Genomic DNA, 15,353 nt, shown 5'->3' with positions numbered 1-15,353 from the left:
GCCCTGATGCCCGACGCCTTTACTCCCACCACCATCGTAGGGTCTGCATGATCGATCGACCGCTTTCGTTGTTGCTCGTCGCTGCGAGCTTGGTGCTCAGTGCCTGTGCAACGTCGAGGCCACCGCTGCCGGAGACGCCGAGCGCCGAGGATCTGGATGCCTCCAGGGATGGCGCGGGCGCCTGGGCGGACGCGGCCGAGGAGCGCGAGCGCTCGCCGCTCGATGACCCCGCGAGTCCGCTCTTTCGGAAGGTGATCTATTTCGACTATGACGCCACAACGATCCAGCCGCAGTATGCGGATCTGCTGCGCGCGCATGCCGATTACCTCTACAAGACCCCGGAGGCCGAGGTCAGGCTCGAGGGCCACACCGATGAGCGTGGCACGCGCGAGTACAACCTAGCCCTGGGTGAACGGCGTAGCCAGGCGGTGCAGCGCTTCCTGATGGCCGAGGGTGCGCCCAGCGAGCGGCTGAGCAGCCTCAGTTATGGGGAGGAGCGCCCGGCCAATCCGGGGCGCACTGAAAGTGCTTGGCGCGAGAATCGCCGCGTCGAGCTGGTCTACTGAGAGGCAGACTCTGATGCGGCAATCTCGTCCTTTCCTGGCGTCGATGTCACTGGTGCTGGTGCTGACGATCCTGACCACGGCACTGAATCCGGCGCTGGCCGTCGATCCCGCCGTCGAGGCGCGTCTGTCCCGGCTCGAGCGGATGCTGAACGAGCGCTCGCTCTCCGAGCTGTTATTGCAGCTCCAGCAGCTCCAGCAGGAGGTGCAGGAGCTGCGCGGCCAAGTCGAGACCCAGCAGTATCTGCTACGGCAGGCAGGGATCGGCGGGTCGTCGTTTGAGTCCCAATTTGAGCCCCAGCCTGAGTCCCGGACGCCCGCGTCGAGCCGCTTCGGCGCCGACGAGCGCGACAGCAGCCGCTTACCCATCCCCAGCTCGCTCTCGTTCGACCCGGCCGCCGATGGTGGGGCGGAGCCCGCCTTTGTCCTGCCCGGGCAAGAAGCGGCTACACCTGAGGGCGAGCAGGTACGCCCGGTAGACCCCGGCATGCTGGGGCTGCCAGCCCCGGAGACCTCCAGCGGGGGTGAACGCGATCAGTATCGCGAGGCCTTCGAGCTGCTCAAGGCGCGCGACTATGCGGCGGCTCGTAGCGCTTTCAGCGACATGGTCGAGCGTTATCCGCAGGGGCAGTTCGCCGATAACGGCCGCTATTGGTTGGGCGAAATCGGTTATGTGACCCAGGACTACCCGGCCGCCCAGAGTGCGTTCAGCCGGCTGGTCACCGACTATCCGCAAAGCCCAAAGGTTCCGGCGGCGATGCTCAAGCTCGGCTACGTGTCCTATGAACAGGATGAGTTCGATGCTGCGCGCCGCGTGCTCGAGGAGGTGGTGAGGCGTTTTCCGGAGACCACCGAGGCGCGCCTTGCGCAAGGGCGGCTGGATCGCATGCAACGTGAACGGCCATGAACCCTGAACCTTGCAGAGCGTCTGTTTGATGTCGCTGCTTTACTGACTTCGAGAACCTCCCATGGATATCGCTCAAGCCAACGACGCGTTCGCCATTCCCGGCGTGCTCGAGATTTGCGCCGGTGATGGCGGTTTTCCGCTGATCACCGTCGATAATGCGTTCGCCAGTGCGTCGATCTGCGCGCACGGGGGGCAGGTGCTGTCCTACTGCCCAGTGAATACCCGTGATGATCTGCTGTTCCTCAGCCGTCAGGCTCAATTCCAACCCGACAAGGCGATCAAGGGCGGCATTCCGGTCTGCTGGCCCTGGTTCGGGCCTGATCCCGAGCAGCGCGGTCGCCCCGCTCATGGCTTCGTGCGCACCCGCGCCTGGCAGCTCTTGTTGACCGAGACGCGGGTCGATGGCAGTACCCGGGTTCGACTGGGAACGCGCGATGATGACAAGACCCTCGGCGATTGGCCGCATGCGTTTTCATTGGAGATTGAGGTCGCCATTGGCGAGACTCTGGACGTGGCGCTGATCACGCACAACACGGGTGAAGCCGCATTCAGCGTGACGCAGGCGCTGCATACCTATTTCAACGTGGGCGATCTACGCCAGGTTCAGGTGCTCGGCCTCGCCGGTCATGATTACCTCGACAAGCTGGCCGATGGCGCGCGGGTCACCCAGTCCGGGCCGATCAACATCGACGGACCCCTTGATCGGATCTATCTGCAGACCACGGAGACGCTGATGATCGATGACCCGAGCCTCGGGCGCAGTATCCATATTGAGCGCGAAGGCAGCCATTCGGCGGTGGTCTGGAACCCGTGGATCGAGCAAGCGCGGGCGATGGGGGATTTCGGCGACGATGAATATCTGCGCATGATCTGTGTCGAGACGACGAACGCGGCCGAGGATGCGGTCTCGATCGCGCCTGGTGATCAGTATCAGCTGGCCTCCAGCTACCGTATCCATCCACACTAAGCCTTGAACGCGTCGCCTTGGGCGACAGAGTCCGACACCGATGCGAGAGATCCAAGAGAGCGCGAACGACAGCCATTGGCAACACTGGTTGGACTGGGCGGTGGAGCAGGGCATCGAGGTGCCTCGGGATGAGGCATTCACGGCGGCGCGCGCGCGGGTCTGGGAGGGGAGTGAATTCGTTGCCCTGACCGCTGCTCGCCACCCGCGCAGCCTTGCCGAATTGCTCGAGACCGGCGAGCTGCGCCGCTCCTCCAGCGCCGAGTACATGAGCGAACAGTTGCGCACGGCGCTCGCCGAGGTGACTGATGAAGAGCGCCTGCAGCGGGTATTGCGCCACTTCCGGCGCCAGCAGATGCTGCGCATCGTCTTTCGTGACCTGGCCGGCTGGGCCGAGCTGGACGAGACCCTCGAGAACCTGACGGCCCTCGCCGATAGCTGTATCCGCGAGAGTCTGTGCCTGCTCGAGCCCTGGACGCGCGCTGAACTGGGCGTGCCCCAGGATGGCCACGGTCGGCCACAGTCGCTGCTGGTGCTGGGCATGGGGAAACTCGGCGCGCGCGAGCTGAACCTGTCCTCCGATATCGACCTGATCTTCGCCTTCCCGAGCGCCGGTCGGGTGGTGGGCGGCCCGCGCGAGCTGAGCGTGGAGCAATTCTTCGCCCGCATCTGTCAGCGCCTGGTCAAATCCCTGAACGCCAAGACCGTCGATGGCTTCGTGTTTCGGGTCGATACCCGGCTGCGGCCGTTCGGCGACGCCGGTCCGCTGGCGATGAGCTTCGATGCGATGGAGGGCTACTACCATTCACAGGCCCGTGAATGGGAGCGCTATGCGATGATCAAGGCCCGGGTCGTGGCCGGAGCGCCCGAGGATCAGGCCGATCTCGAAGCGATGTTGCGGCCCTTCGTCTATCGCCGGTATCTGGATTTCGGCGCCATCGCTTCGCTGCGCAACCTCAAGGGTCTGATCGACCGCGAACTCAGACGCAAGGGCATGGCCGACAATATCAAGCTCGGCCCCGGCGGTATCCGCGAGATCGAGTTCATCGGCCAATCGTTTCAATTGATCCGTGGTGGCCGCGAGCCGGAACTGCAGGTGCGCCCCATCCAGCAGGTGCTGGCCCTGCTCGGCGACAAGGGCCTGCTGGAGCCCGACACGGTGACCGAGCTGAGCGCCGCCTATCGTTTCCTGCGCCTGACCGAGAATCGCCTGCAGGCCTGGCGCGACGAACAGACGCATTCGCTGCCGAGCGCCGCCCCGGCGCGTGAGCGCTTGGCCCGCTCGATGGGCTATGCCGACTGGAGCGCGTTCGAGGTGGATCTCGACGCCCATCGCGCGCGCGTGCAACGGCATTTCGATGAGGTCTTCGCCGACCCCGATGAAGCGCCGCAGACCGCGACCTCGGTGGCCTGCCTCTGGGAGCGGGCGCCGGAACAGGACGAAGCGCTCACGCTGTTGGAAGCGGCCGGCTTCGAGGAGGCCGAGTCGGCCTGGCGAGCGATCCTCGATTTCCACGAGACCGCCGACCGCCGGGGCCTGTCGAACCGCGGACTCGCCCGCTTGGGTCTGGTCATGCCGCGCTTGCTCGAGGAGGTCTCCACCTGCGGCGCACCCGACCGCACCCTCGGTCGCGTGCTCAAGGTGCTGGAGGCCGTTCTGGGTCGGACCGCCTATCTGGATCTCCTCGCCGAGCATCCCGATGCCCTGCATCAACTGGTGCGGCTCAGCGCCAAGAGCCCCTGGTTCGGCGAGCGCACCGCCCGCCAGCCACTGCTACTCGATGAGTTGCTCGATCCCCGCCGGCTGTTCGAGCCCCTGCATCGGGCCGCGCTCGAGCAGGAACTCGATCAGCTCCTCTCCGGCGTCGAGGCGAGCGATCTCGAGCAGCGCATGGAGCGCCTGCGGCAATTCGCCGAAGGCAACCGCTTGCGCGTCGCGGCGGCCGATGTCACCGGCGCCATCCCGCTGATGGTGGTGAGCGACTATCTCACCGAGATCGCCGAGGTCACGACCGCGCGCAGCTTGGAGATTGCCTGGCACGACTTAGTCGAACGCCACGGCAGCCCACCCGGGACCGATCGCGCGGCTCCGGGCTTCAGCGTCCTCGGCTACGGCAAGGTCGGCGGCATCGAACTCGGCTACAACTCCGATCTCGATCTGGTGTTCGTCTACGACGAGACGACCGCTGGCACCATGACCGAGGGCCCCAAGCCGGTGGCCAGCGAGCAATTCTATGTGCGCCTTGGTCAGCGGCTGATCCATGTGATGACCACGCCGACCTATTCCGGCGTGCTCTATGAGGTCGACATGCGCCTGCGCCCGGATGGCAATAAGGGCCGGATCGCGCGCTCGCTGGCGTCCTTTGCCGATTATCAGGTCGAGAGCGCTTGGACCTGGGAACATCAAGCCCTGGTGCGGGCGCGGCCCATCGCCGGCGATCCGCGCCTGGGCGAGCGCTTCGGGCGCGTGCGCGCCGAGATCCTACAACGCACGCGCGAACCGGAACCTCTACGCGAGGAGGTCCACACCATGCGCGCGAAGATGCGCGCGAATCTGGATAAGACGCAGGCGGGGTGGTTTGACCTCAAACAGGGTGCAGGAGGTATTGCCGACATCGAATTTATGGTCCAATACGCGGTTCTGCGCTGGGCCCGTGAGCATCCTGATCTCACGCGCTGGACCGATAACATCCGGTTGCTCGAGACGCTGATCCGGTTGGGCCTATTGGCGGAAGCGGTTGGCGCCGATTTGACCTCGGCCTATAAGGCCCTGCGCGCCGCCTATCATCGCCACGCGCTGCAGGATACCGCCGGCTTGGTCGAGGAAGCTCGGCTTGGCCCGGAACGAGCGTCCGTGGTCGCCATTTGGCGGCAGTTGATGGAGTCATAGCGCTGACCCTAACGCTGGCTGCGGCCAACCCTCGGTCTCATAACGCCCGCACCCTGCGGGCCTTTGGAAGCGGAGTTTCACAACAATGACGATGCACGATCGTGATGGTCTCATTTGGCACGACGGTAAGGTTGTGCCCTGGCGTGAGGCCCAAGTGCATGTACTCACCCATACGCTGCATTACGGGATGGGCGTGTTCGAGGGTGTTCGCGCCTATGAAACCGCCTGCGGTCCGGCGATCTTTCGTCTGCAAGATCATACGCAGCGTCTGTTCAACTCCGCACACATCCTCGGCATGAAGATGCCCTATGACCGCAAGACCCTTGATGAGGCGCAATGTATCGCCGTGCGTGAAAACGGCCTGCGCTCGGCCTATATCCGGCCGATGTGTTTCTATGGCTCCGAGGGCATGGGCTTGCGCGCCGATAATCTGCGCGTTCACTGCATCGTAGCCGCCTGGGACTGGGGCTCGTACCTCGGCGAAGACAACATCAAGAATGGCATTCGCGTGCGAGTCTCGTCATTCACGCGCCATCATGTCAATGCCACCATGTGCCGCGCTAAGGCGAATGGCAATTACATGAACTCGATGATGGCCCTGCAGGAAGCGATCCGTGATGGCTATGACGAGGCCTTGCTGCTCGACGCCGAAGGCTATGTGACCGAGGGCAGTGGCGAGAATGTCTTCCTGGTGCGCGATGGGGTGCTCTATACGCCCGAGTTGACCTCGGCGCTGGACGGCATTACCCGACGCACCATCATGACCCTTGCCGATCAGATCGGGCTTGCAGTCGTGACCAAGCGCATCACGCGCGATGAGGTCTATATCGCCGATGAGGCCTTCTTCACCGGCACCGCAGCCGAGGTGACGCCGATTCGCTCGGTCGATGGTCGTGAGATCGGCTCCGGCACCTGCGGACCCATTACCGAGCAGCTGCAATCGATGTACTTCGACGTTGTGCAAGGCCATAGCGAAGCCCATACCGAGTGGCTCACCTACCTCTGAGCCAGGGCGCTGAATAGAGATTGATTCCAATGCAAGAACAGATCGTCGATCCTGCCCTCGACACCGCCGGTGTCAAGCCACCGCCAGCGGATACCAAAGCGCGCCTGGTCGCCCTGAAAGACCTGCCGTTGAGCTGTCCGTTACCCGGCGATGAGGTCTGGAATATGCACCCTCGGGTCTATCTGTCGATTGATGAGGAACCGTCGGGCGAACTCGTCTGTCCTTATTGCGGCACCCGCTATCGGCTCCAGCGAGAGTGAGAGGATAAGAAGCGGCCCGAGGGCGATGCCGCCGCCGGGCCGTGACGCTTCAGGTCAACCACTTACCGATGAGATGAGCGGCCATCGCCACTAGGGTGCAGAGCACTACGCCCCAAAGGATATCGATCACGACGATCTTCAATGGCCAGTTCGGCAGCGTGGCGCGATTGGTGAGTTCATAGGTGGCATAAGTAAAAAAGCCGAAGCCAGCGGCCAAGAGAAGGGTCTTGCGCAGCGAGTCGGCGGCCAATCCAGGCGCGACGGCGAAGATCAGGATGCCGGCGATATAGATCAGGTAGAAGATGATGGCGGCCACCCAATCCACCCGATCAGCGAGGAGATGCCCCAGATGATCGCGATAGAGCGTGCGCGCGACGACGCCGAGCCAGAGTATGTCGATGAGAAAGAAGACGGGCAGGGTCAGTAGGTAGAGCTTGAGATAGAACAGCATGCGGAGTGCTCCTCGCGATGGGTTTAACAGTCACCAACCAAAGCCTGTGATTCCAAAACCGGTGACCCTAAAATCTGATCCCAAAATCTGTGATCAGTGACGTATAAAGGGATCTTCCTGGCTGGTTTTACTTGACTTTTTCTCGGTTGTGTTTAGATTGATACCGGTGAGCAAGAACAGACCGTCGGAACAGGATATCCAACAGCATCCACCATGCAACCGGCCTTGCTCATCGTCTTGGCCATTGCGCCACTTGATGTCTGCGCCACGCTCGAGATCGGCACCAGCGCTCGCCGCTTTGAGTCGACACGCGCAGACTGATCAACTCGGTTACGCAACACCCGGCACGGGCCTCGCGCGTGCTGGGCTTAGTAGTTTCAGATTCATCCGCCCCGGAGGCGATTAGTGGAATATCAACATCTTTCAGCTGAAGAGCTGCAAAGCCAGATTCAACAAACCAGACAAAAAGAAGCACAACTCAAGCAGGCGCTCAGCGAACGCTGGGAAGCTGAAAAGCTCGAGCTTGCGCAAGAGATCCTTGCCATGATCAAGGAGCGCGGTCACGAGATCGACGATATCCTCGATCAGCTCACACCACGCCGCCGGCGCGGAGCAGCCGCGAAGAAAACCGGGAAATCCGGCTCTGGTCGTTATACGAGCTACGTTGACCCGGACAATCCCAACAACGTCTATTCACGCGGTGTCCTGCCGGGCTGGATGAAGGAAAAGATGGCTGCGCTGGGGCTGGACCCAAGCGATAAAGACGATCGTTATTCCTTCAAGACCAATCACCTGCGGCCCATCAAAGCCCAGGACTAGCGCGTCTGCGGCGATCTGCGGCGGGGGAGGGACGCCCCGCCACGCGCTTGCAACCTCTGCTCGGCGCGCTCGCTCAAGAGAGCGATCAGCGCCTCATCCTCCCCCACGAGCGGCGAGATGCGGATCTCCAACCCGGGAAACCGCTCCCGCGCCTGCTCGCAGATCAGCTCGACATCGCCATTGCGGCCCGCATGGCGCCCAGGTCCGATGAACTGCATCCCAATCACCACCCGAGCCTGCGCGTGCTCCTTACCGATCGCCTCCAGCGCCTCGGCGAGCAGGGCGCCGTTGAACGCATAATCCGCCCCGGGGCGCCGCTCCATCGCCGCCTCGCCGAGCTGATAATCACCGCGCGCTAGGCTCTTCAAGCGACCCGCCAGCCAGTGCCGCACCGCTGACACCTCTGGGATCGGCGAGCCATGATCGACTAGGAGCGCCTGGATGCGCGTTTCCGTACCCGTTCCCGTGTTGAGGTGATGCATCGCCGTGCGAATCGAGCGATCGAGGATCTCCGCCAGACGTGGCTCGCCGCGTGGCAGCGGGCAGAGTTCATCGGCGACCTCGACCCGAACCTGCATGCCGGCTTCAGCGACCCGCGCGACCGTCTCCGGAATCAACCTCGTCAAGGCCCGGCTCGGACCGAAGAACAGTGGCACGGCGAGAAAGTCCCGCGTCCCGGCAGCGGCCTGACGCAGGAGAAAAGGCTCGAGCGTGTCGGCGGGTCGCCCATCGAGTGCCTGCGCGGGCACCTTCGAGGAATGCGCCAGCGAGACCGGATGCACCGGCTGGCCGAGCCGCCGCGCGAGGGCGTCGCTGAGGCGTCGCAGTGCCAGGGTCGTATCGGCCCGGCTTGAACCGTTGTCGACGAGCATGATGGTCGTCATCCGTGGCTAGGCTCCTCATGGTGATGAAGACAGCGCGATGAAGGCCGTGCGATCAAACAGCGCGCGATTTTCACGCCTGTTGCGGATGCGCCAAACGTGTACTGCTGGGCGTCAGTTGGCTCAACCACCATCGATCACGCGATCGACCGATTGATTTGGGCTAGGGGCTGCCTCTGCAAGGCTGGTCATCCTTATCGTGCAGCATGTCGCGAATGAAGCTCTGGTCGATCTTCAGCACGGCTGTGGGCAGCTGGCGAAAATAGGTCAGCGATGAATAGCCGGTGCCAAAATGGCTAGCGAACGCCGTCGAGACTGACAACGGGCTCTTCGCCGACCACCTCCGCCGTGTGGGTGACGTGTTTCGGCACCACCACCAAGTCACCGGCCTCGAGCACCGATTCTCGGCCTTGCATGGTGACGCGAAAGCGGCCCGAGAGCACGGCATCGATCTTGTCCTCAGCGTGATCATGGGGGGGGAAGAACATCCCGGGCGAATACACGAAGCGGGAGACGCGATAACCGCGCCGTTCGAGCTTGTGCCGTAACGCAAGCTCGCTCAAGGGGCCATCGTGATCAGCGTGCCAGTGTTCGATTTGCATGTCGTTCTACTCATCGCATCATCCTCTCATCAGTGTAGTGTACATGCGGGATTCGGCGCGGGCAGCATGCACCGAGCAACGCCGTCGAGTACCCTAATGGCGGCTTGAGCGGGAAACGCACGCTCATCGAGACCGGTCTTGATGGGCCATGGGGCTTGATGCCTGTGTCATCCTGCGCAACGTTTGTCCGAGTCAATCGCGAGGAGATGCAATGAAGGCGATACAGATGCGTGAGCCGGGCACGCCGGATGTCTTGGCCCTGGTCGAGCTACCGCGCCCGGAGATTCAATCGGCCACCGAGGTGTTGGTGCGCTTGGAAGCGGCTGGGGTGAACCCGGTGGATACCAAGATTCGCGCGCGCGGCACCCTGATTCCGGACACCCTAACAGCGGTGCTTGGCTGCGATGGCGCCGGTGTGGTCGAGGCCGTCGGTGAGGACGTGACGCGGTTCCAACCCGGCGATGCGGTCTGGTTCTGCCACGGTGGCCTGGGCGGGCCGCACGGTAATGATGCCGAATACATCGTGGTCGATGAGGCCATCGCCCAGCCCAAGCCCACCGCGTTGGATTTCGCCGAGGCCGCAGCCGCGCCGCTGGTGCTGATCACGGCCTGGGAGGCGCTCTTCGACCGCGCTGGCCTGCATGAAGGCCAGCGCGTGCTGATCCATGGCGGCGCCGGCGGCGTCGGTCATGTCGCGATTCAGCTCGCCCGGATCGCCGGCGCGCGCGTCGCCACCACCATCAGCAGCGCCGAAAAGGCTAGCTTCGTCCACGAGCTAGGCGCCGAGTACGCGATCAACTACCGCGAGGAATCGCTGCGCGACGTGCTCGCGGACTGGACCCAAGGCGAGGGCGTGGATGTTGCGCTGGATACCGTCGGGCCGGCCGTGTTCCGCGAGACGATCCCCCTGATGGCGGTCTATGGCGATCTGGTCAGCATCCTCGATCCGGGCCCGGATCTGGATCTCAAGGAGGTCCGCAACCGCAATCTGCGTATCAGCCTGGAGCTGATGCTCACGCCCCAGCTCAAGGGCCTGTCCGCCGCGCTCGCGCACCAAGGCGAGATCCTGCGTCGCTGCGGCGAATACATTGACGCCGGTGAGCTGCGTATCCATGTCGCCGAACGCTTCCCGCTCGCGCAGGCGGCCGCCGCCCATCGTCGGCTCGAGGCCGGCGGCGCAATCGGTAAGCTCGTGCTGACCATGAGCTGACCGATGCGCCCGCCGACCACAACGCCGACCACAACGCAGGTCATGCGTCCGCGCTTTGTCCAGCCGCCCCAGGTCGCCGCGTGAGTGCGGTGCGCGTTGCGCTGGTGGCCGATACCCATGGGTATCTGGACCCTCGGATTGCCGCACTCGTCACCCACTGCGACAGTGCCTTGCATGCCGGCGACATCGGCAACGCCCATGTACTGGCGCAACTGCAGCCACGCGGCGGGCGCGTCTATGCGGTGTTGGGCAATAATGATGTCGCGCGCAAATGGCCAGAGGACCAGCGCGAGCTGCTGGTCAGCATCCCCTGGGAGGCCCATGTGGCACTGCCCGGCGGTGAGCTGGTGCTGGTACACGGTCATCGCCTGCCGGCGGCCCGGCGCCATGAGCGCTTGCGCGCGCGCTATCCGCACGCGCGCGCGATCTGCTATGGCCACAGCCATGTGCTGGCCGATGATCGTGAGGAGCTGCCCTGGGTCTTGAATCCCGGCGCCGCCGGTCGCGTACGCACGGCCGGCGGTCCCTCCTGCCTGGTGCTGACCGCGAGCGCCGATGGCTGGCAGTTGGAGCAGCATCGCTTCGTGCAGCGCAGTCCGCGCCGGCGCGCCTTGGACCCGGCGGCCGAGCGCGCACGCCGGCGCGCGCCGGCGGTCAATCAGTGAGCCCGCCTCGGCGTTGATCCGAGCATCATCAGCGAGGAATCGAGATCAATCAGGAATCGAGTCACCCGATGTCAGCGCAAGTCCCATTCGAACCGATGCGTCCGCCGAAGTCACTGCTGCGACAGGTCGGGCGGGCGATCGCGGAGTTCGAGATGATCCGCGACGGCGATCGCATCCTGCTCGGGGTCTCGGGCGGTAAGGATTCGCTCTCGCTGCTTGAGGTGTTGCGCCATCTGCGCGGCTATGCCCCGGTGCGTTTTGAACTCGCCGTGCTCACCATCGACCCCGAGGTGCCGGGCTTCGATCCCGCGCCGCTCACCGAGTGGTACGACCAACGCGGCCTGCCTTGGCACTATGAGCGGCAACCGATCATGGAGCAGGCGCGCGAGCACATGGATGGCGACTCCTTCTGCGCCTATTGTGCGCGCATGAAGCGCGGCATCATGTACCGGCTTTGTCGCGCCCATGGCTACAACGTGCTTGCGCTCGGCCAGCATCTCGACGACCTGGCCGAGAGTCTGATGATGTCGATGTTCCATGGCGGCCAGCTGCGTACCATGAAGGCGCATTACCGCAACGATGCCGGAGATGTGCGGATCATTCGGCCGTTGGTCTACTGCCGTGAGCGGCAGATGCGTGATTTCGCTAGCAACGCTGGCCTGCCGGTGGTGCCGGACAGCTGCCCGGCCTGCTTTCAGATGCCGACCCGGCGCGAGCACATGAAAGACTTGCTAGCGCGCGAGGAGGCCGGTCATCCGCCGCTGTTCGCGAACCTGTTGCGCGCGATGCGTCCTCTGCTGCGCGAAGGACCCATCGACTGAATCGGACTCGAATTCGGCCCATCGGGCGCAAAAAACCCGTCATTTTGGACTAGGCTTAGCGCAACGCCGCCGAGGTACGTAGTCTTCCGCCCCGGCGCCTGGTAAGTCGACCACGATGGCCGGGAGAGCCCGACATGAGCCTAGCCGAGCAGACCGCGCTCGCGATCTCCGCGCAACCGGTCTTGACCAATACCGAGGAGTGCGTGGTGTTCGCGCTCTCCAGCCAGACCTATGCGGTTGCCGCCGGGCAATTGCGGACCTGCCTATCACTGCCCCGCCTGACGGCGCTCGACGACACGGCCGATTATCTCGTGGGCGCGTTCGATCTGCGTGGCGAGCTGGTCCCGGTGGTCAGCCCCGCAGTGCTGATTGGCGCCCCGCTCAAGCCCGCAGCGACGGGCGATCTGCTGATCCTGGTCGACGCCGGTGACTATCCCGTGGCGTTGCATGCCGATGCCGTGCTCGGCCTTGAGCTGGTGCGCTCGCAAGACTGGGATCGCGCTGATCGGGTGCGGACCCTGTCGACCGTGCGGATTGTCCTGAGTGGCGGTCGCGCGCGGCTCATCGACCCCACGCTGATTGGGTTGGTCTCGGAGGCCCTTGGCCCTGAGTCCGCCGAGGCCAGACTGAAGGCGTTTGAACAGCAGCTCGATGCGGCAGACCTCTCCCTCTTGGAGGCGCGCGCCGAGCGTTACCGCGCGCTCGGTCCAGCCAGACGCGTCATGGGGCAACCCCTGGGACGATGCAGAGACGTCTGATTCGGCGTTCTGGTCGTTCGCCCCGACGCGCGCCTCCCGCGCCTCCAGATCCTTGGGCTTGACAGCCGAGACTGCGTGGCGACCCGATTGAGCCGCGATCTCCTCAGCCGCGCCAGCGCTCCAGAATGGCCAGGCAGCGTTGGCTCAAATCTTGGGCGCGCGCGCTGCTGTCGGCCTCGGTATAGGCGCGCAGCTCCGGTGCATTGCCCGACGGGCGCAGATGCAGGATGTCGCCATCGGCGAGGGTCATGCGGATACCATCGGTATGGTCGACCGAGGTGACCGGTCCGAATTCGGCGGCGAACACCGCCTCGAGCGCGGCGCGGTCGGCGTCGGCATCGCCGGTCTGGAAGGCCGCCAAGCGCTCGGCGCTCAGTTCGCTCGGGAAGTCCTTGAGCCGGTCACTGTCAGTGAAACGCAGTGGGAGCGACTGGGCCAGGGCCGAGAGCGGCTGCTTGCTGGCGCGTGCGGCGCCGATCAGGGTGACCGCGACGATCACCGCGTCGCGCGTCGGCAATGCCGGCAGCACCTGGCCCTGGCGCTCGATATCGGAAGCGGTCAGAAAGCCACCATTGGCTTCATAACCGACCACAGGCGCGATGCCGCGTGCCGAGAGCGCCTGCATGCCGGCGATCACATAGGGCGAGCCGATGCGGGTGCGCTCCACCCGAGCGAACCAGCCGCCGCGCTCCAAGGCGGTGTTGGAGCTGATCGGCGTCACCACCGCAGCGGCGCCCAAGGCCTGGGCACAGAGCACCCCGGCGATATCGCCTCGCAGCCATTCGCCATGCTCGTCGCCGATCAATGGTCGGTCGCCATCACCATCGGTCGAGACCAGCGCATCGAAGCGTCCCGTCGCTGCCCAGTCGCGGGCCAGCGCGATGTCCTCGGGGCGGATCGCCTCGGTGTCCACCGGCAGGAAGGTCTCGGAGAAGCCGAGACGCTCGACCTCGGCGCCCAGCCCGGCGAGTACGCGAAACAGCGCGTCGCGCGCGACGCTCGAGTGTTCATAGAGGCCAATGCGCAGACCGGCGAGCCAGTCAGGCGGAAAGAAGTCCAAATAACGCGCGACGTAGGCCTCGAGCGCGCTTGATTCCTCGGGCGGTAGCGCGGCGTGGCTCGGGTCGATGAAGCCGTCGTTGGCATCGAAGAGCCCCGCCGGCAGCTCGATCGACTGAGCGCGAATCCCTTCCTCGTCTTCCTTGAGGATCTCACCGCTGGGGAGGTTGAACTTGATGCCGTTGCGATCATCCGGGATGTGGCTGCCGGTGACCATCATCGTCGGCCAGGCTTGGGTGATCCCGTAGGCGGCCAGCGCGGGTGTCGGGATGCGGCCGAGGTAGCGTGGCCGGCAACCGCTGTCGGCCACGGCCTTGGCGCAGGCGCCGATGATGCGCGGCGTACTGGCGCGGAAATCACCGGCGAGCCCGACCTCGGCGCCGGCCGCGAGCGCACCGTTTCCGAGCAGGTAACGCAAGAAGCCTTGCGCATAGGCGTAACAGACCAGGTCACTCATGTCCTCGACCCGGCCCCGGGCGCCGCTGGTCCCGAACTTGACACCGCTTTTCGCCATCAGATCGCCGATACGCATGGCTTGCTCTCCTGATTGCATCAAACTTGCCTTGAATCCCCTTGAATTCCTGCATTCTATACGCTCTCGAGCGACTGTCGCGGGTTTCGCGCCCGTCTCGCGGGCTTTCAGCCGCCACTTTCTCGCCTGTGGCAACCGTGCTATGGTCGCCGCGTCCCTCCATCCCTGAAGCCACGTCAAGATGAGGAGTCCCACCACCATGACCCATAAAGATCGTTTCCTCTCGTTCGCCTCCGCGCTTGCCCTCTCTCTGAGCCTGGGTGGCGCCGCCGTTGCCCAGGAAGAAGCAAAGCAGTCCGCCGAGCCAGCCGAACCGGCTGCGGAAGCCGCAGCCCCCAAGCAAACCGAGGCACAGGCGCCGGCCAACCCTGCCTCGCGGATGCCGGAGGCGCCCACGGCCGAGTCGATGGAAGCCATGCGCGCCGAGATGCAACAACGCTATGAAGCCGCAATGGAGGAACGGGCCAAGCGCATCGAGGAGATGCGCGAGAAGGCCGAGCAGCGTCGCCAAGAGATGCTCGAGCGCTACGAGGCCTATCGCGAGACCATCGAGGCGATGAGCGATGAGCAGAAGGAGGCCATCGCCGCGCTCTTCGGTGGTGCCAACCAGCCCGAGGCCCGGCCGATGCCACCCATGGGCATGGGTCCAGGGCGCAGCCAGCAGCCTTGGGGCGGTTATGGTCAAGGCTATCCGGGCTACGGCGGTCATCATGGCGGCCATCACGGCATGCATCCAAATTGCGACAACATGGGGCCCGGCTGCGGGCGCATGCACCAGATGCCGCCGATGATGATGCGCGACATGCCGGCAATGCCCGAGATGCGCGAAACGCCACCGATGCCTGAGCAGTCGGCCGCGCCAAGCGCTGGCCCGGCCGCTGGCGCTAACTGATCGGCCTCGGCTAGGCGATGTCGGCCAACGGCTCATCGGACTCCCCGATGGCCGTTGGCCGTTTCAGCCCTCT

General features: G+C 64.5%; 16 protein-coding genes and 1 pseudogene. 12 read left to right on the top strand and 5 right to left on the bottom strand.

From position 1 onward, the window contains the following. Positions 1-47 precede the first annotated feature (47 nt). From pal to AC54T3_RS00375, 6 genes are all read left to right on the top strand, one after another. A complete protein-coding gene (gene pal / locus AC54T3_RS00400; protein ID WP_496621496.1) occupies positions 48-566 on the top strand; it encodes a peptidoglycan-associated lipoprotein Pal in 519 nt (172 codons plus the stop codon). Between the two features lie 13 nt (positions 567-579). Next, positions 580-1,470, top strand: a complete 891-nt coding sequence (gene ybgF, locus AC54T3_RS00395; RefSeq protein WP_496621495.1) for a tol-pal system protein YbgF — start codon at positions 580-582, stop codon at positions 1,468-1,470. A 61-nt stretch (positions 1,471-1,531) separates the two neighbouring features. Further along, positions 1,532-2,437: a D-hexose-6-phosphate mutarotase gene (locus tag AC54T3_RS00390; protein WP_496621494.1), complete on the top strand. Its 906-nt coding sequence runs from the start codon at positions 1,532-1,534 to the stop codon at positions 2,435-2,437. Positions 2,438-2,477: 40 nt separating this feature from the next. Beyond that, complete coding sequence (gene glnE / locus AC54T3_RS00385) at positions 2,478-5,324, top strand: bifunctional [glutamate--ammonia ligase]-adenylyl-L-tyrosine phosphorylase/[glutamate--ammonia-ligase] adenylyltransferase (protein WP_496621493.1); 2,847 nt, start codon at positions 2,478-2,480, stop codon at positions 5,322-5,324. 85 nt (positions 5,325-5,409) lie between these two features. Continuing rightward, entirely contained in the window at positions 5,410-6,330 is a 921-nt protein-coding gene (locus AC54T3_RS00380; protein ID WP_496621492.1) for a branched-chain amino acid transaminase, read from the top strand. 29 nt (positions 6,331-6,359) lie between these two features. Beyond that, complete coding sequence (locus tag AC54T3_RS00375; protein WP_496621491.1) at positions 6,360-6,590, top strand: zinc-finger domain-containing protein; 231 nt, start codon at positions 6,360-6,362, stop codon at positions 6,588-6,590. A 49-nt stretch (positions 6,591-6,639) separates the two neighbouring features. Here AC54T3_RS00375 and AC54T3_RS00370 read toward each other — a convergent pair whose 3' ends face one another. Further along, positions 6,640-7,041, bottom strand: coding sequence for a DUF2177 family protein (locus AC54T3_RS00370; protein WP_496621490.1), 402 nt, complete (start codon positions 7,039-7,041; stop codon positions 6,640-6,642). 405 nt (positions 7,042-7,446) lie between these two features. Here AC54T3_RS00370 and AC54T3_RS00365 point away from each other — a divergent pair, with 405 nt between their 5' ends. After that, a complete protein-coding gene (locus AC54T3_RS00365) occupies positions 7,447-7,860 on the top strand; it encodes an H-NS family nucleoid-associated regulatory protein (RefSeq protein WP_495536659.1) in 414 nt (137 codons plus the stop codon). Here AC54T3_RS00365 and AC54T3_RS00360 read toward each other — a convergent pair. The 3 genes and pseudogenes from AC54T3_RS00360 to AC54T3_RS00350 all read right to left on the bottom strand — a co-directional run bounded on the left by AC54T3_RS00360 (position 7,857) and on the right by AC54T3_RS00350 (position 9,343). After that, positions 7,857-8,744, bottom strand: coding sequence for a sirohydrochlorin chelatase (locus AC54T3_RS00360; protein WP_496621489.1), 888 nt, complete (start codon positions 8,742-8,744; stop codon positions 7,857-7,859). The two genes, AC54T3_RS00365 and AC54T3_RS00360, sit on opposite strands and share 4 nt — an antisense overlap. Positions 8,745-8,928: 184 nt before the next feature. Beyond that, a pseudogene (locus AC54T3_RS00355) lies at positions 8,929-9,033 on the bottom strand (EAL domain-containing protein); the annotation flags it as partial. Between the two features lie 4 nt (positions 9,034-9,037). Further along, on the bottom strand, positions 9,038-9,343 hold the full coding sequence (locus AC54T3_RS00350) for a cupin domain-containing protein (protein ID WP_496621488.1): 306 nt from the start codon (positions 9,341-9,343) through the stop codon (positions 9,038-9,040). A 211-nt stretch (positions 9,344-9,554) separates the two neighbouring features. On the opposite strand from AC54T3_RS00350, the gene AC54T3_RS00345 reads away from it, so the two are divergent. The 4 genes from AC54T3_RS00345 to AC54T3_RS00330 all read left to right on the top strand — a co-directional run bounded on the left by AC54T3_RS00345 (position 9,555) and on the right by AC54T3_RS00330 (position 12,797). Beyond that, entirely contained in the window at positions 9,555-10,553 is a 999-nt protein-coding gene (locus AC54T3_RS00345; RefSeq protein ID WP_496621487.1) for a zinc-binding dehydrogenase, read from the top strand. A gap of 80 nt (positions 10,554-10,633) precedes the next feature. Next, positions 10,634-11,218: a metallophosphoesterase family protein gene (locus AC54T3_RS00340; RefSeq protein WP_496621486.1), complete on the top strand. Its 585-nt coding sequence runs from the start codon at positions 10,634-10,636 to the stop codon at positions 11,216-11,218. A gap of 68 nt (positions 11,219-11,286) precedes the next feature. Further along, positions 11,287-12,039, top strand: coding sequence for a PP-loop family protein (locus tag AC54T3_RS00335; RefSeq protein ID WP_496621485.1), 753 nt, complete (start codon positions 11,287-11,289; stop codon positions 12,037-12,039). 134 nt (positions 12,040-12,173) lie between these two features. Continuing rightward, positions 12,174-12,797: a chemotaxis protein CheW gene (locus AC54T3_RS00330; RefSeq protein ID WP_496621484.1), complete on the top strand. Its 624-nt coding sequence runs from the start codon at positions 12,174-12,176 to the stop codon at positions 12,795-12,797. 103 nt (positions 12,798-12,900) lie between these two features. Here the strand turns inward: AC54T3_RS00330 and AC54T3_RS00325 are convergent, their stop codons facing one another. After that, positions 12,901-14,388, bottom strand: a complete 1,488-nt coding sequence (locus AC54T3_RS00325) for a phosphomannomutase (protein ID WP_496621483.1) — start codon at positions 14,386-14,388, stop codon at positions 12,901-12,903. A gap of 199 nt (positions 14,389-14,587) precedes the next feature. Between AC54T3_RS00325 and AC54T3_RS00320 the strand changes: the two genes are divergently transcribed. Next, the gene (locus tag AC54T3_RS00320; RefSeq protein WP_496621482.1) at positions 14,588-15,280 is read left to right on the top strand and encodes a hypothetical protein; all 693 of its coding nucleotides are present in this window, start codon (positions 14,588-14,590) and stop codon (positions 15,278-15,280) included. The last annotated feature ends 73 nt before the right edge of the window (positions 15,281-15,353 follow it).

The sequence above is a fragment of the Halochromatium sp. NSM3 genome, assembly GCF_059621085.1.
The sequence above is the reverse complement of the archived record's forward strand: the minus strand, read 5'-3'. Positions and strand labels throughout refer to the sequence as shown.

Excerpts from the sequence above, each read along its gene's own strand:
- pal (WP_496621496.1), top strand. The coding sequence starts at position 48 with ATGATCGATCGACCGCTTTCGTTGTTGCTCGTCGCTGCGAGCTTGGTG.
- ybgF (WP_496621495.1), top strand. The coding sequence starts at position 580 with ATGCGGCAATCTCGTCCTTTCCTGGCGTCGATGTCACTGGTGCTGGTG.
- AC54T3_RS00390 (WP_496621494.1), top strand. The coding sequence starts at position 1,532 with ATGGATATCGCTCAAGCCAACGACGCGTTCGCCATTCCCGGCGTGCTC.
- glnE (WP_496621493.1), top strand. The coding sequence starts at position 2,478 with ATGCGAGAGATCCAAGAGAGCGCGAACGACAGCCATTGGCAACACTGG.
- AC54T3_RS00380 (WP_496621492.1), top strand. The coding sequence starts at position 5,410 with ATGACGATGCACGATCGTGATGGTCTCATTTGGCACGACGGTAAGGTT.
- AC54T3_RS00375 (WP_496621491.1), top strand. The coding sequence starts at position 6,360 with ATGCAAGAACAGATCGTCGATCCTGCCCTCGACACCGCCGGTGTCAAG.
- AC54T3_RS00370 (WP_496621490.1), bottom strand. The coding sequence starts at position 7,041 with ATGCTGTTCTATCTCAAGCTCTACCTACTGACCCTGCCCGTCTTCTTT.
- AC54T3_RS00360 (WP_496621489.1), bottom strand. The coding sequence starts at position 8,744 with ATGACGACCATCATGCTCGTCGACAACGGTTCAAGCCGGGCCGATACG.
- AC54T3_RS00350 (WP_496621488.1), bottom strand. The coding sequence starts at position 9,343 with ATGCAAATCGAACACTGGCACGCTGATCACGATGGCCCCTTGAGCGAG.
- AC54T3_RS00345 (WP_496621487.1), top strand. The coding sequence starts at position 9,555 with ATGAAGGCGATACAGATGCGTGAGCCGGGCACGCCGGATGTCTTGGCC.
- AC54T3_RS00335 (WP_496621485.1), top strand. The coding sequence starts at position 11,287 with ATGTCAGCGCAAGTCCCATTCGAACCGATGCGTCCGCCGAAGTCACTG.
- AC54T3_RS00330 (WP_496621484.1), top strand. The coding sequence starts at position 12,174 with ATGAGCCTAGCCGAGCAGACCGCGCTCGCGATCTCCGCGCAACCGGTC.
- AC54T3_RS00325 (WP_496621483.1), bottom strand. The coding sequence starts at position 14,388 with ATGCGTATCGGCGATCTGATGGCGAAAAGCGGTGTCAAGTTCGGGACC.
- AC54T3_RS00320 (WP_496621482.1), top strand. The coding sequence starts at position 14,588 with ATGACCCATAAAGATCGTTTCCTCTCGTTCGCCTCCGCGCTTGCCCTC.